The 25584-nt window shown below is 57.4% G+C and carries 29 protein-coding genes; 12 read left to right on the top strand and 17 right to left on the bottom strand.

All coding sequences use genetic code 11. The annotated features are described in order from the left end of the window. Positions 1-48: 48 nt before the first annotated feature. The 4 genes from RIdsm_RS06930 to RIdsm_RS06915 are packed head-to-tail and all read right to left on the bottom strand — an operon-like array spanning position 49 to position 1454. Positions 49-318: a flagellar biosynthetic protein FliQ gene (locus RIdsm_RS06930; RefSeq protein ID WP_057814808.1), complete on the bottom strand. Its 270-nt coding sequence runs from the start codon at positions 316-318 to the stop codon at positions 49-51. A 32-nt stretch (positions 319-350) separates the two neighbouring features. Then, entirely contained in the window at positions 351-671 is a 321-nt protein-coding gene (fliE, locus tag RIdsm_RS06925; RefSeq protein WP_057814807.1) for a flagellar hook-basal body complex protein FliE, read from the bottom strand. Positions 672-680: 9 nt separating this feature from the next. Next, the gene (flgC, locus tag RIdsm_RS06920; protein WP_074940156.1) at positions 681-1091 is read right to left on the bottom strand and encodes a flagellar basal body rod protein FlgC; all 411 of its coding nucleotides are present in this window, start codon (positions 1089-1091) and stop codon (positions 681-683) included. 9 nt (positions 1092-1100) lie between these two features. Further along, the gene (locus RIdsm_RS06915) at positions 1101-1454 is read right to left on the bottom strand and encodes a flagellar basal body protein (RefSeq protein WP_057814803.1); all 354 of its coding nucleotides are present in this window, start codon (positions 1452-1454) and stop codon (positions 1101-1103) included. Positions 1455-1524: 70 nt separating this feature from the next. Here RIdsm_RS06915 and RIdsm_RS06910 point away from each other — a divergent pair, with 70 nt between their 5' ends. After that, positions 1525-2880, top strand: coding sequence for a FliI/YscN family ATPase (locus RIdsm_RS06910; RefSeq protein WP_057814801.1), 1356 nt, complete (start codon positions 1525-1527; stop codon positions 2878-2880). Positions 2881-3059: 179 nt separating this feature from the next. On the opposite strand, the gene RIdsm_RS06905 is transcribed toward RIdsm_RS06910, so the two are convergent. From RIdsm_RS06905 to RIdsm_RS06890, 4 genes are all read right to left on the bottom strand, one after another. Next, complete coding sequence (locus RIdsm_RS06905; RefSeq protein ID WP_057814799.1) at positions 3060-3887, bottom strand: flagellin N-terminal helical domain-containing protein; 828 nt, start codon at positions 3885-3887, stop codon at positions 3060-3062. Positions 3888-4017: 130 nt separating this feature from the next. Continuing rightward, entirely contained in the window at positions 4018-4512 is a 495-nt protein-coding gene (locus RIdsm_RS06900; protein WP_143100436.1) for a flagellar biosynthesis protein FlgI, read from the bottom strand. 19 nt (positions 4513-4531) lie between these two features. Then, entirely contained in the window at positions 4532-4831 is a 300-nt protein-coding gene (locus tag RIdsm_RS06895; RefSeq protein WP_057814796.1) for a rod-binding protein, read from the bottom strand. Between the two features lies 1 nt (position 4832). Continuing rightward, positions 4833-5963 carry a flagellar basal body P-ring protein FlgI gene (locus tag RIdsm_RS06890; RefSeq protein WP_236553213.1) on the bottom strand — a complete coding sequence of 377 codons (1131 nt, stop codon included), beginning with the start codon at positions 5961-5963 and terminating at the stop codon, positions 4833-4835. A gap of 204 nt (positions 5964-6167) precedes the next feature. Between RIdsm_RS06890 and RIdsm_RS06885 the strand changes: the two genes are divergently transcribed. After that, positions 6168-6914, top strand: a complete 747-nt coding sequence (locus RIdsm_RS06885; RefSeq protein WP_057814793.1) for a response regulator transcription factor — start codon at positions 6168-6170, stop codon at positions 6912-6914. A gap of 22 nt (positions 6915-6936) precedes the next feature. Here the strand turns inward: RIdsm_RS06885 and RIdsm_RS06880 are convergent, their stop codons facing one another. The 4 genes from RIdsm_RS06880 to RIdsm_RS06865 form a co-directional block, all read right to left on the bottom strand. Beyond that, a complete protein-coding gene (locus RIdsm_RS06880) occupies positions 6937-8022 on the bottom strand; it encodes a flagellin N-terminal helical domain-containing protein (RefSeq protein ID WP_057814791.1) in 1086 nt (361 codons plus the stop codon). A gap of 8 nt (positions 8023-8030) precedes the next feature. Continuing rightward, positions 8031-9446 carry a flagellar hook-associated protein FlgK gene (flgK, locus tag RIdsm_RS06875; RefSeq protein WP_057814789.1) on the bottom strand — a complete coding sequence of 472 codons (1416 nt, stop codon included), beginning with the start codon at positions 9444-9446 and terminating at the stop codon, positions 8031-8033. A gap of 27 nt (positions 9447-9473) precedes the next feature. Next, on the bottom strand, positions 9474-10775 hold the full coding sequence (locus tag RIdsm_RS06870) for a flagellar hook protein FlgE (protein WP_057814787.1): 1302 nt from the start codon (positions 10773-10775) through the stop codon (positions 9474-9476). Positions 10776-10907: 132 nt separating this feature from the next. Continuing rightward, the gene (locus tag RIdsm_RS06865; protein ID WP_160325826.1) at positions 10908-12725 is read right to left on the bottom strand and encodes a hypothetical protein; all 1818 of its coding nucleotides are present in this window, start codon (positions 12723-12725) and stop codon (positions 10908-10910) included. A gap of 112 nt (positions 12726-12837) precedes the next feature. Here RIdsm_RS06865 and flgF point away from each other — a divergent pair, with 112 nt between their 5' ends. The 5 genes from flgF to RIdsm_RS06840 are packed head-to-tail and all read left to right on the top strand — an operon-like array spanning position 12838 to position 16289. Beyond that, positions 12838-13575: a flagellar basal-body rod protein FlgF gene (gene flgF, locus RIdsm_RS06860; RefSeq protein ID WP_057814783.1), complete on the top strand. Its 738-nt coding sequence runs from the start codon at positions 12838-12840 to the stop codon at positions 13573-13575. Between the two features lie 12 nt (positions 13576-13587). Then, positions 13588-14373, top strand: a complete 786-nt coding sequence (gene flgG / locus RIdsm_RS06855) for a flagellar basal-body rod protein FlgG (RefSeq protein ID WP_057814781.1) — start codon at positions 13588-13590, stop codon at positions 14371-14373. 13 nt (positions 14374-14386) lie between these two features. Continuing rightward, positions 14387-15067: a flagellar basal body P-ring formation chaperone FlgA gene (gene flgA, locus RIdsm_RS06850; protein WP_082647322.1), complete on the top strand. Its 681-nt coding sequence runs from the start codon at positions 14387-14389 to the stop codon at positions 15065-15067. Next, positions 15064-15813: a flagellar basal body L-ring protein FlgH gene (locus tag RIdsm_RS06845; RefSeq protein WP_235608040.1), complete on the top strand. Its 750-nt coding sequence runs from the start codon at positions 15064-15066 to the stop codon at positions 15811-15813. Before flgA ends, RIdsm_RS06845 begins: the two co-directional genes overlap by 4 nt. A gap of 5 nt (positions 15814-15818) precedes the next feature. Continuing rightward, on the top strand, positions 15819-16289 hold the full coding sequence (locus RIdsm_RS06840) for a hypothetical protein (protein ID WP_064261675.1): 471 nt from the start codon (positions 15819-15821) through the stop codon (positions 16287-16289). Between the two features lie 12 nt (positions 16290-16301). Here RIdsm_RS06840 and RIdsm_RS06835 read toward each other — a convergent pair whose 3' ends face one another. The 4 genes from RIdsm_RS06835 to RIdsm_RS06820 all read right to left on the bottom strand — a co-directional run bounded on the left by RIdsm_RS06835 (position 16302) and on the right by RIdsm_RS06820 (position 20420). Then, a complete protein-coding gene (locus RIdsm_RS06835) occupies positions 16302-16973 on the bottom strand; it encodes a flagellar hook assembly protein FlgD (RefSeq protein ID WP_057814775.1) in 672 nt (223 codons plus the stop codon). Positions 16974-16985: 12 nt separating this feature from the next. Beyond that, positions 16986-18431 carry a flagellar hook-length control protein FliK gene (locus RIdsm_RS06830; RefSeq protein ID WP_057814773.1) on the bottom strand — a complete coding sequence of 482 codons (1446 nt, stop codon included), beginning with the start codon at positions 18429-18431 and terminating at the stop codon, positions 16986-16988. A 278-nt stretch (positions 18432-18709) separates the two neighbouring features. After that, positions 18710-19393 (bottom strand): sigma-70 family RNA polymerase sigma factor, encoded by a 684-nt coding sequence (locus RIdsm_RS06825; protein ID WP_057814772.1) that lies wholly within the window; start codon positions 19391-19393, stop codon positions 18710-18712. 364 nt (positions 19394-19757) lie between these two features. Further along, positions 19758-20420 (bottom strand): winged helix-turn-helix domain-containing protein, encoded by a 663-nt coding sequence (locus tag RIdsm_RS06820; protein WP_057814770.1) that lies wholly within the window; start codon positions 20418-20420, stop codon positions 19758-19760. 232 nt (positions 20421-20652) lie between these two features. Between RIdsm_RS06820 and RIdsm_RS06815 the strand changes: the two genes are divergently transcribed. From RIdsm_RS06815 to RIdsm_RS06805, 3 genes are all read left to right on the top strand, one after another. Continuing rightward, positions 20653-20955 carry a hypothetical protein gene (locus RIdsm_RS06815; protein ID WP_217625284.1) on the top strand — a complete coding sequence of 101 codons (303 nt, stop codon included), beginning with the start codon at positions 20653-20655 and terminating at the stop codon, positions 20953-20955. Between the two features lie 188 nt (positions 20956-21143). Then, positions 21144-21668: a Ros/MucR family transcriptional regulator gene (locus RIdsm_RS06810; RefSeq protein WP_236553201.1), complete on the top strand. Its 525-nt coding sequence runs from the start codon at positions 21144-21146 to the stop codon at positions 21666-21668. 145 nt (positions 21669-21813) lie between these two features. Further along, complete coding sequence (locus tag RIdsm_RS06805; protein ID WP_057814766.1) at positions 21814-22992, top strand: flagellar motor protein MotB; 1179 nt, start codon at positions 21814-21816, stop codon at positions 22990-22992. On the opposite strand, the gene RIdsm_RS06800 is transcribed toward RIdsm_RS06805, so the two are convergent. Next, the gene (locus RIdsm_RS06800; protein WP_144435871.1) at positions 22964-24136 is read right to left on the bottom strand and encodes a hypothetical protein; all 1173 of its coding nucleotides are present in this window, start codon (positions 24134-24136) and stop codon (positions 22964-22966) included. The two genes, RIdsm_RS06805 and RIdsm_RS06800, sit on opposite strands and share 29 nt — an antisense overlap. 127 nt (positions 24137-24263) lie before the next feature. On the opposite strand from RIdsm_RS06800, the gene motA reads away from it, so the two are divergent. Both motA and RIdsm_RS06790 read left to right on the top strand, forming a co-directional pair. After that, the gene (gene motA, locus RIdsm_RS06795; protein ID WP_057814762.1) at positions 24264-25133 is read left to right on the top strand and encodes a flagellar motor stator protein MotA; all 870 of its coding nucleotides are present in this window, start codon (positions 24264-24266) and stop codon (positions 25131-25133) included. Between the two features lie 3 nt (positions 25134-25136). Further along, positions 25137-25571, top strand: a complete 435-nt coding sequence (locus tag RIdsm_RS06790) for a hypothetical protein (RefSeq protein WP_057814760.1) — start codon at positions 25137-25139, stop codon at positions 25569-25571. Positions 25572-25584: the final 13 nt, after the last annotated feature.

The raw sequence follows: 25584 nt of genomic DNA, 5'->3' as shown, positions 1-25584 counted from the left end.
AGGATACCGAGCAGCAGTGCCCCTGCGGATCTGGCTGCTGCTCGCACCTCAGATACCACCGCTGACAATCAGGTCGAAGACCCTATTGGACAAGAACGTGAGCCTCGAGAAAATAAAGGGCAACGTTATGATGACCACCACGAAAATGGCCACGATCTTCGGCACGAAGGTCAGGGTCATTTCCTGTATCTGTGTCAGCGCCTGCACGAATGCGATAACGAGGCCGACAATCAACGCAACAGCAAGGACAGGGGCAGATGCCCAAAGAATCGTGGAAATCGTCAGGCGAATGATTTCATGTGCGCTGGTGGTATCCATGTGTGCCCTGATCCGATCGAGTGGCCGCCGGACTAGATCGGCATGCGAATGATTTCCTGGTAGGCTTCGACGAACTTGTCTCGCAGCGCCACGGACACCTGGACGGTGCTTTCCATGGCCATTGTCGCCTCGACGACCTGCTGCAAACCGGCCTGTCCGGCAAGTCCTGCGAGGGCGGTCGCATCCCCTTGACGAACGGTGTCAACAGCGCTCGACGCGCTCTTTGCGACAAGGTCGGAAAAGCTGGTCTGGTCTGCCTGCGCCGGATCCTGGGCTTTGGCCTTGTTCTGCTTGGCCACGTCATAGGCGGACTGGACATTTACCGCGGATCTTATGGCTGAAAAGTCGGTCATGGTCTGGTCCTATTTCAACAAGTCGATCAGAAGGCTGCGCATTTCCGAGGCATTCTCGAGCATTGAAAGGTTGGTTTCATAACTGCGCGCCGCCTCACGCATGTTGCTCATCTCGATCAACGGGTTCACGTTCGGCAACTTGACGTAACCGTTTTCATCCGCAGCCGGGTGCGCGGGGTCGTAGCGCGACCGGAACCCACTCGTATCTTCGCCGATCTTGCTCAGTTCAACCATCGCCGCACCCGTGGTCGGGTCGATCGTCGAGCCGAACGAAACCGTCTTGCGGCGGTATGGATCGCCCCCCGCCTCTTCTGCAGTTGAACTGGAGTTCGCCACGTTTTCGGAAACGATGCGCAGGCGCTCGCTCTGCGCGCGCATGCCGCTTGCGGCTATGGCGGATATTGACTTGAGCGAATCCATGTTGTCCCCTTACCTGCGCCCGGCCACAGCCAGCATCATGTCATGTGCCTTTCGGTAGAGCGCTGCCGCCATGCGATACTCGCCGGCAGCAGTGCGCGCCTGAAGTATCTGGTCTTCGAGAACCACGTTGTTTCCGGTCATATCGCTTCCCCATTGCGTTTCGGCCTTCACCACCTCGGCAGAAGGCAGCTTGTCCGCGCCATCCGCCCGGGAAAGATACGCCTCGAAGCTCTCCACATTGCGGGCCCTGTATCCGGATACATCCGCGTTCGCGATGTTCTGAGAAACGACCCTTTGCCGATCCGACAGCCATTGCAGCCGCTGAGACGCGAGTTCGAACAAGCTGGTTTGACCGAAGTTCATTATAGACACCCCCAAGAACTGTGCTAAGTATAGCAAGTAGTAAATGTATTAATAGGGGATTTATTCTTGTATGTCCACATTTACGGCGCTGGTCGACGAGATTAGCAGGATTTGCCCGGAAACAATACATGGCCAAGTTCGCGCAGTTATTGGCATGTCCTTGTTCGCGGGCGGCTTGCAGCGCGCTGCCGGTATTGGGAGCCGATGCCGCGTGTACGGCCGCAGCGGATCTGTCGAGGCCGAGGCCGTCGGAGTGCAGGACGACGGCCTTGTTCTGCTTCCATTCGGGTCCTGGGACGGGATCACGGCGGGCGACCGCGTCGAGTTGATCTCTGGCGGAACGCAGATTTTCCCGAACGATAGCTGGATTGGCACAGTCGTAGATGCACTGGGCGCTCCGATTTCACGTGCACAGGGCCGTAAGCGGCTTGGCCATGGGCGCGGAACACGATCGTCGCCCCCTAAGACATTCGACCGGCGCAGAGTGGGTGAAAAGCTCTCGACAGGCATCACGTGCATCGATGTTTTCACACCATTGTGTCGCGGTCAGCGGTTGGGCATTTTCGCAGGCTCCGGTGTGGGGAAGTCCACTCTAACTGCTATGTTGGCGCGCAACACCGATGTGGATGTTGTCGTTATCGGCTTGGTCGGCGAACGCAGCCGCGAAGCCCGCGAATTCATTCAGGATTATCTCGGTGATGAAGGCATGGCACGATCGGTAATCGTCGTCTCCACCGGAGACGAATCCCCACTGCTGCGGCGGCAGGCTGCGTGGACGGCGACCGCGGTCGCAGAGCATTTTCGAAGCGCCGGCCGGCAGGTTCTGCTTCTGATCGACAGCGTCACCCGGTTTGCCATGGCGCAGCGAGAAATCGGTCTTGCCGGCGGCGAACCCCCGACGACCCGCGGCTATCCCCCCACCGTCTTTTCCGAACTCCCGCACCTGCTCGAGCGCGCCGGGCCCGGGCCTGAAAAGGAAGGCGACATAACCGGCATCTACACCGTTCTGGTTGAAGGCGATGACATGAATGAACCTGTCGCGGACTCGATCCGCGGCATCCTGGATGGCCACCTCGTACTGGACAGAAAGATTGCCGAGCAGGATCGGTACCCGGCAATCAACGTTCAGCGTTCGATTTCCCGGATGCTGCCCGACTGCCACACGCCGGAGGAATACCGGGTGATGCTTGCCGCACGCCGCATGTTGGCGCGATACGCCGACATGGAAGACTTGATCCGCGTTGGGGCGTATCAGATTGGCTCGGACAAGGAAGTCGACATTGCCGTTCGGTTCTTTCGTCAAGCCAATCAGTTCCTGTCACAGTCGCGGACAGAAAAAATTTCTCAGGATGAAAGCTTTGCTGCCATTTACCGAATGGTGCTGGAAGCCGGAGCTGACGACCCGTTGGCAGACCTACCGCAGTAACGCGTTACAGACGGGGTATGCACCCTGCCTTGCCTGCCGACGATCCGGCCGCCGGGAAAACCCAACGGCCGGAACTTTCCAGTTTGGAGTGCCGAAAGTCACCTTCCAATTGTTACGAAACCCAGGGCTTTCAATACCCGGCTGTCACTCGTTACTGATCAGGAAGGTCTAGCGAGACATTACCGGAAAAGGCTGAGAATGTTCTGCGGCGCCTGGTTCGCAATCGAGAGCGATTGCGTGGCCAGCTGCTGCTGTACCTGGTAGGCCTGAAGCCTGGCGGCCTCTTCCTCCATGTTGGCGTCAACCATCGAGCTGATACCGCTGTCGAGCGTATCGGTCAGCGACTCCAGGAACATCTGCTGGCCCTCGAGCGTCTTTTCCGTAACACCAAGAGACGTCGCTGCGGTCACGGCCAAGGCCAGCTCTGCCTCAGCGGCTTGAAGCTTTGCCTCCATGGTCGAGCCGGAGTCGGTGACGTCGATTGCGGCAAGGTTGTCATGGATCGACTGAAGGTTGACGGTGTCGAAGCTGATCGTGGTGGTCGCGAATGAACCACCGGACCGCGTGATACCCGTAACGACCGAAACCGACGTCGACGCGGCGCCGACGAGGTCGTCGCCATTGAACGTGGCCTGATCGATGGTGGACTGGATGCGGCCGGCAAGCGCCTCAAGTTCCGACTGGACGTCTGCCTTGTTGATACCGTTGCCTTGCGCGAAGGCGATCCGTTCGACCATCTGCTCGGCCAGATCGCTTACGGTCTCTGCGCCGAGGCGCGCTGTCGCGACGGAGTTCTTGGTGGATGTCAGGCCCTCGTTCACGGCCTTGAACATGCCGCTATCGGCGGACATCGTTTCAGAAATCGCGAAGTAGGCCGCGTTTTCCTTACCCGAACGAATGGCCAGGCCGCTGGAAACGCGGTTCTGGGTTTCGTTCAGTCCACGGTTGACGTTGTTCAACGTGGCCAGTGCGACCATCGCGGAGTTATTGGTGAGAATGGACGACATTTCCTGCTCTCCTTCTTCTCTATTTATTTCAGTCTTCTGACTGAGCCCGTATTTTTACGGTACCAGAAATATTGAGAGCGTAGTTAAACGAAGGTTAAAGGCGGTGTGGCAATACTATGGCGAGAATGAGTCAATACTCCCGGTTTATCGATTTGCGTGGCTCTCGCTCCTCGACCAGCTTCTGACCAGACTTCCCGTACATCCCGCTCAGGCTGTTTCTATCCAGTGCTTTGTCCATTTCCCGAACGATCGTTCTTGCTGCAACGGCCATGCGCTCCAACAACACGCTATCTTCACGGGCGACGTCCCTCAACTCTTGAAGGTTCTCGGTAATCCGAGCTTCCTTCGCTGTCTCGTGCCCAAGGAACGGTTCAATCACTGGCATCCGCAGCTCAATCCATTTCAGAAGGCGCGACTTCCGCTCGTATAGCTCGGTCACTGCTTCCAGTTGCCCTGCGCCAATCGCTTCGATTTCCCTTTTTAACAGCGCAACGGCCGCCTCAAGTCGCTGCGCGAACTCAGCGATATTCTCTTTGTCCTCTTCCGTCGGGATCGCCGGATCAAGCCGGGAAGACTGGCGTCTTCCCAATCTGGATCGAAAACTTTCACCATTTTGTTCTGTCATAGGGACCGTCTTCGCTCTTTCACTTCGCCTGCATCACCTGACGATACGCGCCAATCGCATCCTTGATCTGGGGCTCAAGTCCCAAGCCGCCGGATTGGGCGATTTGATCGGCCACAGCATCTGACAGAAATGATCTCCAGATTTCCGCCTGCTGTTTGTTGCCGAATGTGCCAACTGAAACCGTTTTCATCATTTCATCTACGAATTTGCTCAGAAGGACAGCCTCGAACTCCTGTGCCACGTCCTCCTGCCGGGTGCGAAGCGTGGTATGGTCGGACTGGCCGGTCAAAGTCACGGTCGCAGGCGGCGTTACATTCATATCAGATAATCTCCAGATCGGCGTGAAGTGCCCCGACAGCCTTGATGGCCTGCAAGATCGATATAGTCTGGCGGGCGCCCACACCGATCGCGTTCAAGCCATCGACCAGTTCCTGCAAGCTGACATCCCCCTGGAGAATGGTGAAACGTCGCTCGCTCTCGTCGATGTCTATTTCCGTCTCCGGTACAACAACTGTCGTGCCGCCAATGGTCACCGGCTCAAGAGGTACGACCACCGTCGAACCACCGATAGAGGATGGGCCGGGTTGACTGACCCGGTAGTTTTCGTTGACCCGGACAGTCAAGCCCCCTTGGCTGATGGCGACCTGCCCGATCCGGACATTGGCGCCCATCACGATCGTCCCTGTTTTCTCGTCCACCACCACACGGGCTACATTGTCAGGCAGGACCGTCACGTTTTCGAGTTCCGCAACCATTTCGGGAACCGGGCCCTTCCCCGAAAACCGAACCTCGATCGTGCCGGGATCCAGCACGCGAACGGCTCCGGGCCCCAAAACCGTTCCAACAGCGTCCTTGACGCGTGCCGCCGTCGTGAAATCCGGAGATCTGAGTGCGATGCGCAGGCTATCGAGCTGATCAAGCTGGAAATCGATCTCGCGCTCCACGATTGCACCGTTCTCGATACGGGCGATGGTGGGAACACCTTCCTGAACGGAAGAGGCGTTACCCTCGGCAAGGAAGCCCGAAGTTACGATCGCACCCTGCGCCACGGCATAGACTTCACCGTCCGCACCTGACAGTGGCGTCACCAGAAGGGTCCCTCCCCGTAAGCTCTTTGCATCACCCAACGAGGAAACCGTTACGTCGATGTCCGAACCGCGCCGCGCAAAGGGCGGCAGCTTGGCAGTGACCATGACCGCAGCTGTATTCTTGGTCTTGATGACAGTTCCGTCGAGATTGGCGACCCCGAGTCTTTCGAGCATGCCCTCAATGGACTCACGCGTGAAAGGACTGGCAGTCAGCTTATCACCCGTGCCCGACAGCCCAACGACAAGGCCGTATCCGATAAGATGGTTTTCACGCACACCCTCGAATGTCGCGATATCCTTGATACGGACCTCGGCATGCGCCTCGCCGAGCGACAGGACGATTACAAAGCAAGCCGCCACCAGGCTGACAAGCCGATAGAGGTTTTGAATGTACACTGCCCGCGGCCTCAAAGAACTCACTTGCTGTTTTTCCCTATTTTTGGAACGACCTTGGAAAACAAGATAATATATACGGCCTTTACTTGCAAAAGTAAAAAATAAATCTTGTTGCAAAAAGAAGTATTTGATACTTTCAAGAACAATCAAGGATAAAACAGGATCTTTTTGATGCGCGCCTACGTATTCGAACCGCGGGAAAAGCGTCACGCATCATTGGCTTCGGAGCTGCTCGATTCAGGCATCGAGGCGCAATTCGTCGAGGTCGATTTCTTCACAACCCTTCTAGCGCCGCTGAAGCAACCGGGCATGGAGAGCCGTGCGATTCTGATCGGGGAATCCGAGTGTATTCGGGAACAGATAATTGCCCTGAGGCAAGAGGGTTGCGAGAACCCTGTGCTGGTGATGCGGGACTTCCGGAATGCCCGCGATACGGCGGCCCTGCTCGATCTCGGCGCGGACGATGTGCTTGTCAGTCCGATCAAGGGCAACGAAGTTGCTTCCCGTATCAACTCCGTCATTCGCCGCCTCCACGGCCACGCGGCGGAAAATGTCGTTGTGGGCGAAGTGACAGCCTATTTTGATGGCCGGGACCCAACCGTTTCCGGGCGCATCATCAGGCTGTCCAAACGCGAACACGCTATCTTCAAGCATCTCGCGCTCAACGCGAACAGGGTGATTTCCAAGAATTCGATCTATGACGCTGTATACGGGATGAGTGCCGATCAGCCGTTCGACAAGGTAATCGATGTCTACATCTGCAAGATCCGCAAGAAGATCGCGGAAGCGTCAGAAAGCGGCTGCGCATATATCGAAACAATCAGAGGCAGGGGCTACAAGTTCAGCGCCCCTGAAGGCCCTGGCTTCGTTTCGCTCTCCGTGCTGGGGGCCTCACCGGAAAGTGGCATCAGGGCGTGACAACCCCGTGGCCGCCTCGTCGTTACCGGAGATGGTTCAGGAAGCTCAGGTTGGTTAACCTAGCGGAAACTTCGTAGCTTGCCCTCAACTGGTTTTCTAAGTTGGTCATACGTGTGACCGCCTCATAGGGATCGACATTTTCCAGCTCGGCGATCTGCATCTGGTGAACCAGCGACAGGCTCGTCAAACGTGTTTCTTCCGTTTCGATGATTTTCTGGTGGAACCCTATGCGAGCTGAAATGTCCAAGGTGCCCGACTGCCCGCGGCTCAATGACCCTATCGCGGAGTTCATCCAGGTGGTGTAGGCCGCTTCGTCCTCGATGGTGCTTACATCAATGGTTGCAAGAAGGCTCAAACCCTTCAAGGTCTCGCGAAACGCGAGATCGTTGGCCTGAACGCCGTATTCGATTTCCTGGCCGGCGCTGATCCGGGCGACGACGCGATCGGCCGGCTGGCCAGCGCCATCCAGGGCCGGCGTACCGGAATAGAACGTGCCTTCGAAGTTTCGCGCCGGAGACGCCGTATCCGCAGATGCAAATACCAGATCGATTTCGTCCAACATGGCCTGCGCACTTGCACCATCTGCCGGTACCGCCGCCGCGATGTCCGCCATAACATCCTGCGGCGAGAGACCGCTGGACGGATTGACCTCAGACCAGCGCGTCATTGGGCTTTGATCAGAGCGCGTTCCCGAAAAAAGGTGGTCGCTCTGATAGGTGGTGTTGAGAATGGCAACCACGCTTTCAAGCGCGGCGCGGGCCTCGGCCTGCAGAGCAGACGCCCCGTTCGAGGGTCGAGACGCGTTGGCCATCGCAAGGTTCATCACGCTCTCGACCCGATCCCGGATTGCGTCGACCGACGTCAGCATGGCGTCAAGTTTATGGGTAAGCAGGCCGTTCGACTTCAGGTATGTCTGCGTCTCTTCCTCGTTGGCTCTAAGCCTCAAAGTCGACGCCGCGCGCGATCCGAGATCCTTGAAGATATCCGCGCGCCGGCCCGAAGAAACTTCCTGACTGGCCGTCTGCAATTCCTGTGTGGTGCGTGAGACGAACTGGCGGCTGAACATATTGAGTTGCAGCGAGGAAAGGCGTGAGACAGACCAGGTCATGGTGCGCCTCACACGGCCGCAATCAATGTGTCGATCATGTTCGCCACCGTTGTCAAAATCCGAGAGTTCGCCGCGTAGCTTTGCTCGATCAACAAGAGCCGCTGCATTTCTTCGTCTATGTTCACCCCGGCGCTGTTCTCACGCGCCGAATTCACCACCTCGGCAGCCGAACTCGCGGCGTGGAACCGGCTTTCCGCTCGGGCGCGCTCGGCCGATTGATGCGTTACGACCTCCGCCGCCAGATCGGCGACCGTAACGCCTGCAGAAACTCCGGTGTCAGAGGAAACACCTGCTGGTGCCTTCAGAGCGTCAAGAAACGCGATGATCTGCTTGGGATTGGCCGCGTCGCCGGGCGCAGTGGAGCCCAGACCATCGCGGATACGCCAGACTTCTGCCGTGTCGACCTGCAGGCTTTCGTTGACACGCAACCGACCTGCCAGCCCGTCAAGCCGGGCCGCGTCGTAGGCGTACCCGTTATCCGTGAACAAGCCAGCCTGCCCGGGTGCGAGAGAGGCGTCAGCCCCCTCGAACGTCTGGACGAGGCTTCGCGCGTATTCGTCCAGTTGCTTCTGAAATCGAGGTATGATCTCGCGCTTCAGTTCCAGAAGGCCGGCAAGGCTTCCATTCTCGATGCCGTAGACCCCGGGCTTGTTGGGGGTGATGTCCTGCTCCCCGGCCATCAAGGTTCCATCGCCCGGATTGAAGGTCAGATCATGAACCAGATCTCCCTCGACGAGGGCGACACCGCCAGTCGTGTATATGCTGATCCTGCCGTCGGAGGTCTGCGCGGTTCTGATGTCGAGCGTCTCGGCAATCTGATCGACGACGCTGTCCATGCGATCATCGAACTCGGCGGCTTCGAGTGTCCCGCCGGAAAAGCTCTGACGCTGGCGGTTCAGGTTGGCCAACTCGTAGAGCGCCTGGTTCAGATCAGAAACCTGATACCGCAATTCCATATCGACTTCGGCCCTCGTGTTGCCCAAGTGATCGCTTGCCGCACGAACCGACGCCGCGAGATCTTCTGCCGCGAGCACTGCAGCCGATTGCGCCCCGTTAGAGGATGGCATGTTGGCAAGAGTCGTGAGTGAAGTACTGAATTCCGAGAATTTCTCGGCGAGAGATGTCCCGTCCCCCGGCTGGCCAAGAAACGCCGTGTAGCTCGACAGGCCCTCGTGGATCACCTGCTGACGCGCCATCTTTGCGGTTTCGTTACGCGACATCCGGATGAGCGACGCATTTATCTCGCGCCGTACTTCTCCGACGAGGGCGCCGCCCTCCCCTGCCCCACCTGAGACAAGCACCGCATTGCGCCGCGCGTAGCCGGGCGTCGTTGCGTTCGAAACGTTCTCAGCGGCAATACGGGAAAGGGTTTGGGTGGTAGACAGCCCGTTGCGCGCGGCATTCAAGGCGCCGGTCAAGCTCATTTAGGCCCCCTTTCCTTTCGAATTAGCCTATCGCTTCAGTCTTGCCGTTTCGTCCATCATCTCATCAACCGTGGTCACGACCTTTGCATTGGTCGAGAACGCCCGCTGCGCCTTGATGAGGTCCGTCATTTCCTGCGCGATGTCGACGTTGGCCGCCTCGAGGGCGAAGGAGTTGATGGTTCCCACAGACGCGGAGTTCGCTTTCATCGCGACGAAGGCGCCGGCTTCGCCGGAAAGCGCGTAGGCATTGCCCTTCTGTTCGATCAGCCCATGCGGGTTGGCGACCGTGGCGACGGGAATCTCGTACAACGGGCGGCGTTGCCCGTTGTCGAACACCCCGTACAACGTTCCGTCTTCTTCAATTTCCGTTCGGATCAACTGGCCGACGCTCGATCCATCCCGATCAAAGGATTGCGTGAAATCCCCGCTGAATTGCGTGATGCCGTCGAATGTGCCCGGTGCGCCCAGCTTAACCTCGACGACCTGTGGCGTGGCGCCATTGTCCAGCGTCAGCGTCGCAACGCCTGTGGCGGTATCGAAGGCAAAGCTGCTGGGCGGAGTACCGACGTTAGACACGGCCGAATAGCTCGCCGGCGACCCTGCGAGTGAACCGGAATCGTTGAAATCGACTGTCAGCGTGCCAAGCGGATTGCCGTCGTGGTCGCTGATTTCGACGGTCCATTGGTTTTCTGTCGAGGTCGGCTGCCATGTGAAACCGATGCGCTGGGAGACGCCGAGACTTGTGAAGAACTCGGATGACTGCGCGAACGGCGCGCCCGGCGTTGCCTGGCCAGTGCTTTGGGACGGCAGGTTACCGAACACGGAAACCTCCGTGGTGGCCGCTGCGGAAAGAGACACGTCGCGGATGTTGACCGTTTCCATCTGGGCAAAGTTGCTGCGGTCGACGGTGCCGATATTCCCATCAAGGTTATAGGGATAACCGGCCAGGTAATACCCTGCTGCATTGACCAGGTTCCCTTCGGCGTCCGGAAGGAACGACCCCGCACGCGTGAGCATGTAGTTGGTATGCACCGTCTCGTTCGGTCGCATCGACACCACGAAGAAGCCATTGCCGCCTATGGCGAGATCGGTTGGCGAACTGGTCGATATCAGGCCGCCAGAGCTGGTGATGTCCAGCCTTTCGACAGATACGACTGACAAAACTCCGGTTCCGGTACCGCCCGAGGCGGTCGTCGTGACCATCTGCGAAAAGCCGCGCCGATAGCCTACCGTATTGGCGTTCGCGATGTTCTCCGAAATGCCACCCACGGCTCGCGAGTTGGCCTGCAGTCCGCTAACACCTGTTTGCAGCGCGCTTGAAATACTCATCCCGCCATCCCTTTTCAGCTCGAAGGTTTCAATTATCGTTAAACAAAAAGATACAAAGTTAACATTTAAGGAAAGTTAAAAAACTATTATTGTTAGTCCTTGGATTGCATTTAGTGAAAAAGAACTTTTTCTCTACAGTCCTGAATCTTCCAAGTTTTTCAATGTTTGCTGCAAGCGCAGCATCTGCGCGTCTGCGTTATCCGCCGCAAGCGGTTTCATTTCGATTGGGGCATCGGCCAGGCTTGCGGCCAGATCCGCCCATTCCTGTGACTCAGTCAACTCTCTGAAATCCCGGGTCACATCATGGACAGTCCCAGTATCACCGATCCTGTTGGCTGCGATCAGCAGGTAGCTCGCATCACGGGCGGAAAACGCCGAGGGATAGTCTGAGCGAAGTCTCTTGTAGAAATTGACAGCTTCCTCCCACCGCTGCCTGGTGAACAGCGCATAGGCGATTTCGCGAAGATGGGTCGGTCCGGGGTTCATGACGGGCGTTGTCAATAGCCGGTCACGGTCACCGACCTTTGCCAAGACCTCCGCCTTTGCAGCCAATACGTCATTGCGGAGGTCCGCAAGGTTGGACAACTCTATGGCGTCCACCTCCTCCAGCGCCAGATCATCCAAACCCGCATGAGACAGGGCCTTGATCAGCTTCAACTTGACCCGGACGATGTCAGGTGTAAGTGCACTTGTCTCCTTGTTGCCAGCGGCCGCACCCAACAACGCCAACGTCCTACGGTACTCGCTCGCAGCAAGTACTGTGCCACCCAGTTCGAACACGCTGTCCGCCAGTAGTTCGCTGTATTCCGCAAATTCCGGCATGTGCTCGAGAAATGGCAGGATGAGCAGATGGACCTCCATCCATTGGGACAGGCGGATCTCGCCAGCGGCACCGGACATGTAAACCGCCTCCAGAAGCGCTTCGGCTTCATGTCGGGCCGATGCGATTTCCGGCTCGTTCGGAAACCGAGACATGACCTTCGCAAGCAGGAGCAGGCTATCAAGATCGTCACCGAGCTGCCTGCTGATCGAGGCATGGCGCATCAAGACCTGCAATTCGTAGCGGTCGCCCCTCCACGCATCCGAACCATCGGTCAGCACATTCCGGGCCGCAAGGAGCGCTCCCCGCCCGCCATCTCGGATTGCCATGTCGGCCAGCGCAATACGCGCCCTCGCTGCATAACGCTCCCAGCCCCTCGCCGCCTCAAGATAACTCTTCAGTGCCGTAGCCAGATTTCCCTGCAACTCCGCATTTCGCCCCCTGAGGAAATGGCCTGCGGGGGAAGCGTACACCTCAGGCAACTCGCTCAAGAGTGCAGTTGCACTGTCGGCCAAGGCGGTATTCCCCAGTTCTATCGCCGCCTCGGTCAAGACCGGCAACACCGACTGCACAACCTGTGGCGACTGCCGGGAAAGCCCCTGAAATGCTGGCTCGATGTACCGCGCCAACATGTCGGCATCTTCAGTGGCAATCGCGTGGAGTGCCAGCCACAATCCGTGGTCCGGCCTGTCGGTAGCGGCAAGGGGCGATCGCGAGAGGTCTTCAATAGGCTGCCCCATCAGCACAGAAGCCGCGTCAAGCAGAGCCTTCTTCCGCTGGGCCTGAATATCGTTCGCCGGCTCTACCGCCTCTGCCACAGACCCCGCCTCAACAAGGAACATCTGCGAAAGCATGAGTTCGGCGAAATTCAACTCTTCCCTCGGAATGCTCTCGCCATGTGAGTTGCTCAGCGCGTCAACTATGTCGGCGTAGGCATCCCGGAAAACCTCTTCACGCCAACGCCGTGTGTCCATCATGCTCTGCCAGCCGGACCCAGGCCTTTTCACCGAAGCCTCCGAAGGCGGGTCGTGCCCCGGAACAGTCGAGGATTGCGCCTGAAGCTCGAAAGCACAGACAAGAAAAGCAATACATGCTATTATGCTTGTTTTTACTTGCGCCTTCAGACCCATTGTATTTGTTTTTCATGTTTTACTTGATTTAATTCTTCTAATCCGAGATAGTGTTTCTTGCAACTGCTTAATGCCGCAACTTGCGCATCCTTAGTCGGGGTCAAACGGTCGAATGGGACAGACAGGCAACGTATCGCTCTCGCTCGCGACGGTCTTGGAGAAGAGCCTCAACATGACCTCGCACAACCTCGCGAACGCCTCCACTGCCGGATACAAAACCGTGAACCCGGTGTTTAAGTCGACAGCCGGCGGACAGGCCAACGGCGCCGAAACGGTTCATTTCGTGCAGAGCACCGGCACATACCTGGATACAACCCAAGGATCGGTCTTTCGCACCGACAATCCGCTCGACATCGCAGTTTCCGGCGATGGATGGCTCGCCTTCGAAACAGATGGCGGAGCCCCGGCTTATGGCCGCTTCGGCCAGCTCGTGCTGAACGCCGATGGACAGATGGTCACGGCTGCAGGTCGTCCAATCCTCGACGTGAACGGTGGCCCGATCACCCTGCCCGCCGAAGTGGGAACAAACGTTACCATTGCCGCCGACGGAAGTGTGACGGACGAGCAGAACAACATACTCGGGCAGATCGGGGTTTTCGATGTTCCCAATGCGGAAACTCTAGCGCCGATCGGACGCGGTCTCTACGCCGCAGAAGGCGGCGAAGCTCTCGCACCGGCCGAGGAGGCGAGAGTACTTCAGGGGTACCTCGAGGCCAGCAACGTGGAACCGGTGCTGGAAATGACGCGCCTTATCGACATTCAGCGCGCCTACGAGGGGTCGATCAAGCTCATGACGGAAGAAGACGAGCTGACGAAGCAGGTCATTCAAAGGCTTGGGCGCAGGTCTTAGGAGGAATAATCAATGAAGGCTCTGGGTATCGCCGCAACAGGCATGCTGGCGCAACAGACCAACGTGGATGTTATCGCCAACAACATCGCCAACGCCAACACCACCGGGTTCAAAAGCGGTCGCGCCGCGTTTCAGGATCTGATGTATCAATCCGTCGAGCGCGAAGGCGCGCTGACCGCGGGCGACGGGACGTCACGGCCGGTCGGCCTCGATGTCGGTCTGGGGGCTCAGGTCTCGGGTGTGATCCGGCTCAACTCTCAAGGTGGCCTACTTTCCACTGAGAACCAGTTGGACCTGGCAATCGAGGGGCGCGGTCATTTCATCCTGAATCGCCCCGACGGGACCCAAGTGTACACGCGCGATGGCAGCTTTCAGCTTAATGCCGAGGGCCAGCTCGTGTCGTTGACCGGATATGAAGTTGAGCCGGCAATCGTGGTTCCCGAACTCACGAGGCAAGTCGAAATAAGCCAGACCGGGGTTGTGATGGCCTATGTCGAAAATGACCCGAACCCCGTTCAACTTGGCCAGTTGACCATTGCGACTTTCGTCAACGAGGCTGGCATGCAGCCGATTGGCGACAACCTGATGGAAGAAACAACCGCCTCGGGCGAGGCGATCCAGTCCAACCCGGGAGACGAGGGAGTGGGCGTTCTTCAGCAAGGGTATCTCGAAAACTCGAACGTCAACACCATTCAGGAAGTGACCAGCCTTATCTCGGCACAGCGCGCCTACGAGATGAACTCCAAGGCCGTTGAAACAGCCGATCAAATGATGATGACCGTAAACCAGATGAAGTAGGGCCGGATACCCGATGACGCTCTTTCCTTCAAAAGCCCGGATGCTGGCTGTTCTTTTGTTGGCAGTCCTAGTGACACCTGGTCTCGCAACAGCCGAACGGCTGACAAAACTGATAGAGGAACGCGCCGTCGGCAATTTCAGCGGGGTCTTTCCGGCATCCGGTCGATACGACATCAAGCTGGTCGACGAAACCCGCACCGAAGCGGAATACATCGCTGAATTCTGGATGGACGAGCGCTCTGGAAAATTCATAGCCAACGCGGTTTCCGACACGGGGGACATCTTTCGTATCTGGGGTGTCGCCACGCTCACGGTGCCCGTCCCGCTTCCAATCGCACGAAAGCTCCCCGGAGAGCTTGTTTCCGAAAGCGATATCGAGATGTTCAGATTGCCCTACGCCAGGTTGGGCGCGTTCGCGATACTCGACCGGGAAGCGCTTGTCGGTATGGAGGTGCGGCGCATGCTGCCTGCAAACCAGCCCGTCGCGCGCCAATCGGTTATGGCGCCGACCTTGGTGGAACGAGGCGAGATCGTGACGATCGAATATCGAATGGGTGGACTGCACCTGAACGCAAGAGGCCGGTCGCTGGCCGACGCGCATCTGGGCCAGGAGCTTCGTGTCGTCAACCTGTCCGGGAACAAAACGATCACGGCAGTCGCACGAGCGGAAGGTGTCGTGGTGGTCGAAAGATGAGAGAATTTCTGAAGATGAATACCGGAAACAAGCTGCGCCTGGCGACCCTTGCCGGATTGGTTGTGCTGACTTCGGGATGCACCAATCTCAGCGAGCTCAGGGATCCGCAGACAACAGATATGGTACTGGACGGCGAGACCATGCCGGAGGTCAACCGAATAAGCATTCCCATGCCGGAGCCCAAGCCAGTTGCAGCACCGGTGCGTGCAGAGGCCTCAAGCCTCTGGGGCAGAGAGACCAAGAGCTTCTTTCAGGACAAGAGGGCAAAGGCGGTCGGCGACCTGCTGACGGTCAAGATAGATATCGACGACGAAGCCCAGTTGCGCAACGCCACCGGCCGATCGAGAGACGGATCGCTGAATGCAGGCAATCCCGTTGCCCTCGGAGAGCAGCTCATCACGCCAGATGGAGATCTGGTGGACCTGCGGTCAGACTCGAGCACCAGCAGTGAAGGCCAGGTCAAACGGAACGAGAAGATCAGTCTCAGGGTCGCCTCGACCATAATCAAGAGACTGCCGAACGGGAACTTCGTTATCGCCGGCCGGCAGGAGGTCAAGGTAAACTACGAGCTCCGGGAGCTGCGCATTGCCGGTATCGTCCGGCCGGTAGACATCAATCTCGACAACTCGATCAGCTATGACAAGATTGCCGAAGCCCGAATATCCTACGGTGGGCGCGGGCAAATATCTTCACTTCAGCGGGCGCGGTACGGAGAGGATATACTCGAAGTCATCCTGCCCTACTGACCGGGATGAAGAGGTGGATCATCGTCGGGGTTCTGGTTGGCCTTTCCGGCGTTTCCGGCTTCGTGGCAGCACCATTCATCATGCCCGCACCGCCCCAGACAAAGGCATCTGCCGCCGATGCTTCAGGAAATCCCCAGCCGGTTCTATACAACATGCCCCTGGGCAAGTTCACGCTTCGTGTTACCAAGCGGAACAAAGTCCTTTACCTGGTGCTCGATGTGAACGTCTATATCCAGGGCGCGACCGAGTTCGAACGAATGAATGGCGCCGTTGGCCGCGCCAGACTGCGCGATGGCACCATTTCGGCAGTCTCGGACATAGCCGAAGACTATCACTGGATCGACGACATGGAATTGGAACAAGCTGACAAGAGAACGCTCGCCGAGCAAATCGTCAGGAAGCTTCACACGGATTTTCCAATGGTCGTCACGGCGCGCATTAACGAGTTTACGTCGACCGTCAGCCTACGAGAATAGAGCGGAACGACATCAGCGGATTGCAAGGATGCTGCCGTGGCCCACTATCTCGTCGCCACCGACATCGAAGAACATCTGCCCGCTATCGATCATCACCTCTTTAATTTCTGCGTCACGGAAAACCAAGCCCGGCAAAGGTTTGTCTTCCGCGTCAAGCGCCGTGATCGTGACAGTATATCGACCGTTGAGCACCGGATTTCCATAGTCGTCCCGCCCGTCCCAGGTCAGGGGATTGTGAGTATTCGCTTCCCCGGACAGACCGCTGAGCGTTCGGATCACGCGCCCGAGCGGGTCTTGGATTTCCGCGGTAACCTTCGCAGCTTCGCCACCGAGCCGATAGTAGGTGTCGGTCTGTCCATCTTCGAGCATAACAGTGTTCGAGGCGACGGAGACCGTTTGCCCTATCAATTGACTGCCGCTCGCAACAGCATAAGCCCCAAGATCAGCGCGAAGATTTTCCAGGTTCAGGTTGGTTTGCACGGCCTGTTCCACCTGTGACATCTGCGCAAGTTGGGCGACGAACTGAGTGCTGTCCATGGGGGACAGGGGATCCTGGTTACTGATCTGCGCCGTCAGCAAGCTCAGGAACTGCGTGTAGTCATCGCTTAGCTGGCTCAGAGACTGCGCTCCGTTCGAGGTAGTGCCCGCCCGATTCAGATTTGAAACAGATGTAAGAGTGTCCATGTCCTCGTCCCGTCACGTAATAAGATTCAAACGACCGGAATAGAGGATAGTCTGTTCCGGGTCGCCAGGCTCGGCGCTTGATTGCAATTGGTCTATTCCTTGTTCGGCCTGCCGTTCCGGATGGTTGCCGCCTCCGGATTGCCAGTCCTGAAATTCAAGCTGACCGCCGTCTGAAAGGCGCAGGGCGTTTGCCAAGAGCTCGCGGCTTTCGTTCAAAGCAGAAAGCACCGCCGGGCTTTCAACTCTTACGACCACTTTGGTGGTCGCCTCCCGGCCTCCCAGGACTTCTATTTCAATCTCGCCCAAACCGCGCGGCCGCAACGCGATACGCGTTTGGTTTTCCGAAAGCTCTACTTTCCTGATCTGCGCCAGCATCGCCTGGGCGAACCCGTTGCCTGGTTCTGACCGGTTCGGAACAACCGACCCTTGCACTTCGGAAGGCTCGCGAATGGTGCCGGTCAGGTTTTGCAGTACCGATGTATCAACGGGCGCAGCTCTTGCCATCCGTTCCTCAATGGCAGCGGATGCCATCGCAAGCTCGATCTTTTCAAATGCAGCCTGCGATGGTTTCCCTGTAGATTGAGTACCCGGCTGGTTGACCTTCGCAGCAATCGCAAAACTCGTTTCCATGGCCGTCGTTTGGGTTGCTGACCGTATGTCTTGCCCTTCGCTATCCGGCTCGACGGCCAAGCTGCCTTGCGAAACTGTGTCAGAAAATGAAAGAACTTGCGCAGCTGTCGCCTGCGAAGCCGCCAAAGCCGCACCGACGGCAGTTCCCTGCCCGGCCGACGTCTGCGCACCAAGACCACCCGGACCCGATGGAATTTCAAGGGTACCGCCCACCGGAACATTAGCAGCAACGGCACCGGCCGGCCCCTGCCATGTTTGCAGCAATCCCTCTACGAAGGCGGGGAACGTATATGAGCGCGGCCCCTCGGCCATAACGTTTCCATGTAGTCGCGCAACCAACGCTGCAACCCCGGGCCATTCTCCCGTCTTCAGGTCACGGGCCACATCGACCAGATTCGAGATGACCGGCACCTCCGGCTCGGCGTCGGTTGCCACTGGCTCTATGGACGATACGGGAAGCCCAAGCGCCGCCAGATCCATCACGCTGGCATCGGCCCCTGTGACGCTCGAGGCCTCACCCGAAGCCGCCATTGCTTCGATCGTCTCGGTCAGGTCGGAAAATGAACTTGAGGGCGCCACTGATCCCTCTGCCCTCGCGAGCGGGAAACTGGCATCCACGCCCCCTGTCGGAAGCAAATACTGTTCGTCTACTGCCTCACCATCGCCGCTCTCGACTGGCAAAGCCTCGAGCGGTGTTTCCGCCCCAATCGAAAGCGTGTCAGCGCTTAGCTCTTCTCCCCCACCTGTCGCATGCGGCATGCCTTGCCAAGCTGGACCGGCGTCAGGCTCAAGCGTATCGGCGTTATCCCCAAACAAATCCTGCCCCATTGCCCCTGCACGGGTAGGCCCTGTCTTTTCAGACGAATCCGAGGCTTGCCCTTCGGTCTGCACCATCGGGCCTGGAACCGGTTTGCCCGATTGCTGGCCTTCGGCCGAGCGAGCCCCAACGGCACCCCCAGGCACGAGCGAGGCTGGTGGTCGGTGCGTCTCCAGCAATGCCCCGAACCCCTGCCCATCCGGTCGATTGGAAGACGAAGCTCCCTTGGCGCGACCCGGGCTTTCCTGACCTGTCATTTCGGGGGCTGGAAGAAACACGCGCATGGGGGTCACATCACTCGAAACGATGTAACGCCGCGGCAAAGCAGCTCGTACTTGAGCCGAGACATCGCGCGCCGCTCGATCTGGCGAAGTCGTTCACCGGACACCCCAAACCGCTCAGAAAGCACATCAATCGTCGCAGACGGCGTCTGCAGGTTCCTGGCGATGATGATCTCTCGCTCGAAACTGGACAGTTCCTGCATGGCGTCGACGATGCTCTTCCGAGCGCTCTCGGAGTCCGATTTGTTGATCAACTGCTCTTCTGCGGTCTTTTCCGGGCAATGCAGCTCATCAACAAGATCGTTGTCGCTGGTGACCGGGGCAAGGTTCGGCCCCACCCCACGGGTGGTTCCTCTCGGACCGTCAACTATGGTCCGAAGCCTCATATACGTCGTCGTTACGTGGTTTCGCACCCACCACCGTGCATATGTTGAAAACCTGACATCGCGATCAAGGTCAAAAAGGTTAGCGGCTTTGATCAATCCAAGATATCCTTCAGATATCAATTCCTCGCGATCCTGAATGCCGGCTCCCATCTTGGCGACTACGCTGAGAACCATTCTCTCGTGGCTGACAATCAATTCCTCAAGCGCTTCCCTGGCGCCGTTTTCCTGCCAGTCGGTAAGCAATTCCCGTTCTCGACCCTGGTCCAGGAGAGGCATCGCACCGGCTGCCCTTAAAAGGACGGTCATCTCCGCCTCCAGAAATCGAACGTTCCATTGCAAGGAGAAGACCACAGCGCACCAAGAACATAAAGAAGTATATGATTAACAAAAGATTAAAATCTTGTACTATTGCCAACAGTACATCATGAGCTTTTCCATGTTGCCTCAGGCCGGAACCCGAAGGCATGCCCGTCTTCCGTTGCGCCTTCCGGTTTCTTGTTCAGCATCGACGTCCGAAAATCAGGAAATTTGACCCGCGGGGCTCACCTAGCAGTGGATCTATCCGAGCACATCGAAGCGATATTGTTTGGCGCCGCCTGGATTTACAGCGGCGAGCCCCGCAAGAGACCTTGGCGGCCAAATGCCAGGATCGACCCTGTCGGCGCGCCGCTCAACTCACATAGAGCTTGTATCCGGCTGATCGAACAGTAGAGACGTGGATTTTCTCTCCGAAGCGCGACTTCAGCTTCTTTCTCAGCTTGGCGACATGCACGTCGAACTTGCGGTCACCGTAGCTCCACGGCTTCTTGTCGATCGCCCGGCTCATTTGATCACGTGTAACCAATTGCCCATCTTGATGGATCATCAGATGCATTATCTGGCTTTCTGTCGCTGTAAGCCCTGCGCGCTGGGAAACAAAATCCTCCGTGTCCCAGGTCACGTCATCGAAGTCGAGGCCGGTCAATATCTCATTCCCGGCAAGACGCGCGCGCAATCTGTAGGTGAACACCTCGAGCGACCCTATTTCCTTCAAAACGTCTGCGGCCCCCGCCTTGAATGCCTGCGCAGCAAAGTCGTCACTCCCCCCGCGTGACAGCACAACAACAGCCGCAGAGGGATCTCTCTTTTTGACTTTTCGAACAAGTTGCAGCACGCGGGCCGGCTTCCGATCTCCGCCAAGTATCCAAAGCGGCGGCAGCTCCTCCTCGTCGAGGCATTCCTCTACGCGCTCGATGGACGCACTTACAAAGGACGAAACACCCAATACGCCCTCGAAAAGATACCTCAGCGCGAGTTGATCACAGGTTTCAAAGATCAAACTGACTGAAAACATTGGGTTTTCAAATCTCAAAGAAGTTTTTCAAGTTTCGCGTCCAGCCTCACATTAGGAGCGGCCAGGCCGAATGCTTGCTCTTGCGAAATTTCGCCAACAGTTCCACCCCCAGCCGAACGTTGTCGACAAATCGCAAACGACAATCATTCCGTGCGCACCCTAACGTCGTTTTAGCCCCACATCGCACGCGTCTTCAACTCTGTTTGTTAATCATGAGCCGACATTTCTTGTTGTGACCAGTAAGCAGTCTTTAATTGGTTTTATTTTAACCTTGGGCTGTACATGGTCAGTAACGGTTGCAGAAGGCAGCCGCAGGCTTCCAACTTGGGGGTTAACGATGTCGAAACACGCAGAAATCCACGCCAAGCGCATCGCGGTCTTTGCCGCGGTCCGGCGTGTCGAAATAATGATGGAATTGACCAAGGATGATGAGTTCTTGAACGAACTTTTTCTAGGCACCCTCGATGCCGTCAGTGCGCAGAGAACCAGCAATCGTGAAGACGGCCCCAGCCGACCGCCGGCATCGGTCATTTGAAGCCGTCAATAAGGTCAATGTGCCCGAATTGCAAAAAACAGACGCGCGCGGAAACAAGTAAAGCAAAATCAGAAATCCGCCTATTGTTCAGTCTAAGACTATTTATTGTTGACATTTTCCATGCGGCCCCAATATCACAGGTAAGGACAAGGGGTTGGGTGCAAGAATACAGTACCTTTGAGGTGTAAATGCGCAACAATCATTCAGTGGTGAAACACACCATGTCAGATGCCGACCGTCAAACGGACTCAGAAGCATCGCCCCCTCAGATCGAGAGCTTTGGGCACATCGTTGCGGCCTTTGCGTCGCGAGAGGCGGCGACCGTGGACGAGATCATGCAACTTGCTGAACGGCTCTCACCCTTGCTTCTCGGGGCAGAGCGTCAGTTTGCCGCCGGGTCCGATGCGGTATCGAATGAGATCAACGCCCAGCAGACAAGCCCTGTCGCGCCGGCCCTTCCCATTGAAAATGCCGTAAAGCAGGACAAGGTATTCTGCCTGTGCTGTGGACGCGGCTTTACGATGCTCAAGCGACATCTCAAAGCTGAACACGGTTTGACCGAAGATCAGTACAGGGCCCGCTTCGGGCTTTCGGATGATTTTCCCCTGGTCGCGCCCAGCTATTCCGAGCGGAAAGCGATGTATGCCAAGCGAATTGGCCTGGGCAAGTACGAGCGCGAAAAATCCGAATACGGACAGCCCTCCAACCCTTGAGGCAACAAGCCGCCAAGGGCCCCGAAAAGGTCACATTGCGGCCAAGGCGCGGACGAACTCAATCATCATTATCGCTGCAAAGGTGACGCCCAGAAGGGCGCATCCCATCGAAACCGGAGTACCGGTTCAATGAGGGCAGTGTGGCATGGCGGCGAACGCGCAAGCTAAGATCATTCGCAGAATCGAGGTCACCGAAGAAAGCGGGCACCACGGCGGCGGCTGGAAAGTGGCTTATGCGGACTTCATGACCGCCATGATGGCGTTTTTCCTGTTGCTCTGGATTCTGTCGTCATCAGATGAACAGAAGCTGCGCGGGATCGCCGAGTATTTCACGAACGCCACCATGCCAAGTGGTAGCGGTGTTTTGGACGGGGCCACATTGGGCCCGCCCGGAACGCTCACGGCGTCGAATGGAACGATCGTAGCCCGCGGCGCGGAGCTGGGGAAATTCGATGACCCCTCGCCTGCGAAATGGGAAATCAAGGATACGACTCCGACATACGATCCCAACCAGAAGGCCCTCGGGTCTGAACGCGGCAAGCACGAGAACCCGGCCGCCGGAAACGCGGCCGATACGATGCCGAAGGCCAAACCCGGCGTTCCGCAACACCCCGGCACCGACGATGCGACCGGACAGGCCAGCTCATCGGCTCAGGCTCCCAATCCTCGCGAGGAACAGCAAGAGAACTTCAGAAATCTCAAAGCCGAAATCATGCAGGCCATGCAGGATACACCTGATCTGCGGCCTCTAATGAACCACGTGATATTCGACGAGACAGAAGAAGGTCTTCAAATCCAGATCATCGACCAGGAAGGCCAACCGATGTTCGCAAGCGGACGGGCCGAAATGTTGAGCGCAACCGAGAAACTGTTGACGCGGCTTGGCACCTCTCTGGCAAAACTGGAAAACCGCATGGTGATCTCGGGTCATACCGACGCGGTCCCCTTCACCAAGGCGACAAACTACGATAACTGGGATCTGTCCAGCGACCGGGCCCACGCGACACGACGCATTTTCGAAAGCGCCGGCGTCTCGGAAGATCGCTTCATTCGGGTTTCGGGCCTTGCTGCCTCGGACGCACTGCGACCCGAAGATCCCAATCACCCGTCCAACCGCCGCGTGACGATCCAGCTTCAGTATGAGAGCACAGGCATGTCGGACCGTGCCGCATCGGGCACCGGCGAAACCATGTTGCATCCGTCTACGTCAGAGACACAATCCGTCAAAACGGCCGATGCAACCAAGAAGACGCAAGCCGAACCAGACGTCGTCGTTTCATTCGAGAACGACGTCTTCACAGACTTGAGAAACGCGCTCCGCTGACGTTGTTGCGAACCGGATTATTGTGCCGGCGATTCCGAGAGCGGAACATGACCTCAATAACGTGGCTGCCTCTGGCAGTGGACAATGTAATGAAGAGCAGCCCATTCTTCTCCGTCAGGCTGCCGCGTAGCGAACGCTTTACGGGCAGCTCTGCAAGGCCGTCGGGCAGGTCCGGCACCTTCAAGCGGATATTGTAGGGCCATTGGGGCATATCTTCACGGTCGAGTGCGCCCATATCAATAGCTATCGCCGTGTGGTCAGACCTGAGAAAAACGTGCGACTTCTCTCTGATGGTCACCACCTGCTCCGTGTGGATATTGGCCGGCCGTACCAACAGCCAGTTACCCGATGCAACCTCGATGCTCACCTTGGTTTCCGGCGGCGGATCAATGGCGCCAGTATCGACAGACCGTATCGCCCTGTTATGCCGGCGCGTAGAGAACCTCGGGATCGAAACGGTATCGTCAGCTTCCTCGCCTGCAGCACGCCTACGGCAAGCATGGTCGTTGACCGGCCTCACCAACATGTCCCGCCTGCGCGTGAGGAATTCCGGGACAGTCACCGTTGCGTCGGCTTGCCCGACCTCCGCACGCTCCATCGCAGGGCGCCGTTCCACCGGCTTCTCGCTCACGCTATGCTCGCGCCTCAGAAATGTCGGAACCGAGGTCGTAACACCCGGCACTTTTTCCGCCGCATAAGATGTCTCGCCCTCATCTTCAGTGGTGACCATCTCTGACGCGGTCGACACATTCGCCGGACTGTCGAAACCGAGAACCTTTTCCGGCTCCAACCCTTCCTCAAGCGCAAAGGTAAAATTTGCGGAATAGTCCTCGGCGGCTTCCACAAGGCTGGGCATGTCACGGATGAGCGACAGAACTGTCTTGAAATCCGCCGTGCGGAGATCTCTCGTCGGAAAGCCGGGCATCTTGGGCACAATGCAGAAATCTGACGGAACGACACCATACATCCTGCAGAGGCGCGCAGGAATTTGCCCCCTCTCCTCGGTCCGGAATGAAATCAAGTCACAGCGTCCGTCCTGCAACATAGTGACGGCGACATGCATCTCGGAAGGCCAGTTCTCGTGAACTTCCAGCAAGACGCTCGGATCTACAAGTATTGCCAAGGCAGTGTATCTTTTATCCATAATCACCAGCCCGTTTAATCTTATTAAAGTGATAATCTAGCGAAATATATTGTCAACTATTCATTGTTGACGTAATTTATCCTTGCGCAATCATGGCGAACAACCATTACCGGAGTGTCTTCGCAATATGACTATTATCATCGGGTTCTTGCTGGTCATCGGCCTTGTCTTCGGTGGCTACATTCTATCCGGCGGCGAGATGGGGATTATTACCCACGCCCTGCCCTTCGAAGGCATGATGATTGGAGGCGCGGCGCTGGGGTCTTTCGTTGCGGCAAATTCCTTCAGCAACATCAAGGCGACATTCAAATCCCTGGTGAAGGCACTCAAGGGGCCAAACTGGAATTCCCAAGACTACAAAGACCTGCTCAATCTGATGTTCACGCTGGCCCGCATCTACAACAAGCAGGGTATCCTTGCGCTCGACGAGCACATAGAAAACCCGAAGGAAAGCGACATCTTTTCGGCCTATCCGAAAATACAAAAAGACCATTTCGCCATGGACCTGATCACCGACAGCTTCCGGATGTTGGCGATGCAGTTCGATGATCCGTTTCACACGGAAGACGTCATCAACAAGAAACTGAAAAAGCACCACCACGAGGTCCTTGTCGCACCGCACAGCTTGTCTACCGTTGCCGACGCTCTTCCGGCGATCGGTATCGTCGCGGCCGTTCTGGGCGTCATCAAGACGATGAGTTCGATCGACAAACCACCTGCCGTGCTCGGCGCAATGATCGGCGGCGCTCTGGTCGGGACTTTCCTCGGGGTCTTCCTTGCCTATCTTTTCGTGGCCCCCGTGTCGAACCGGCTTACGGCGATCGAAGAACAAGACGGAGCTTTCTATTCAGTCATCCGCGACATTTTCGTTGCCATTCTTCACGATCATTCGCCGCAAATCTGTGTCGAAATCGGCCGTGGCAACATTCCGACGAACCTGCAGCCGACGTTCTACGAAATGGAAGAGGCCCGTCAGGACCTTGCCGAGGCCGCCTGACGCATGAGCAGCGACAGACGACAACGGGCACTGGCCATTCTGCAGCGGCTCAAGGACCGGAAAGTGGAAGAGTTGGGACAACGGATTGCCGAGACGCGGGCCCAGGAAACTCAAGCACAGGCCAGCCTCGAAGATCTGACCGCGCGTTCTCAGGAAGCCGTCGCCGCGGCAACGCCAGAAACCTACCCGTTCCTTTCGGACTACCTGACAGCTGTTGCGCGACAGAAGGCCTTGCTTCAGGTGCGCCTCGACCAACTCGCCGAGGATTCAAAGCAACTGGCCAGGGAACTGCGCGCCTCCTTCGTCGACGCAAAGACCAACGACACGCTTCTTGAGAAATCTGCCGAAGACATTCAGAGAAGAAACGATCTGACAGAAGAAGCGCAGATGTCGGAGGCCGCCATTTCGGCCTATATCAGACGCCACCGCCCGTTCTGACCCTGCCTGGTTC

The sequence above is a fragment of the Roseovarius indicus genome (assembly GCF_008728195.1).
In the GTDB taxonomy this organism is placed as follows: Bacteria; Pseudomonadota; Alphaproteobacteria; order Rhodobacterales; family Rhodobacteraceae; genus Roseovarius; species Roseovarius indicus.
This window is presented reverse-complemented; position numbering and strand designations above follow the sequence as displayed.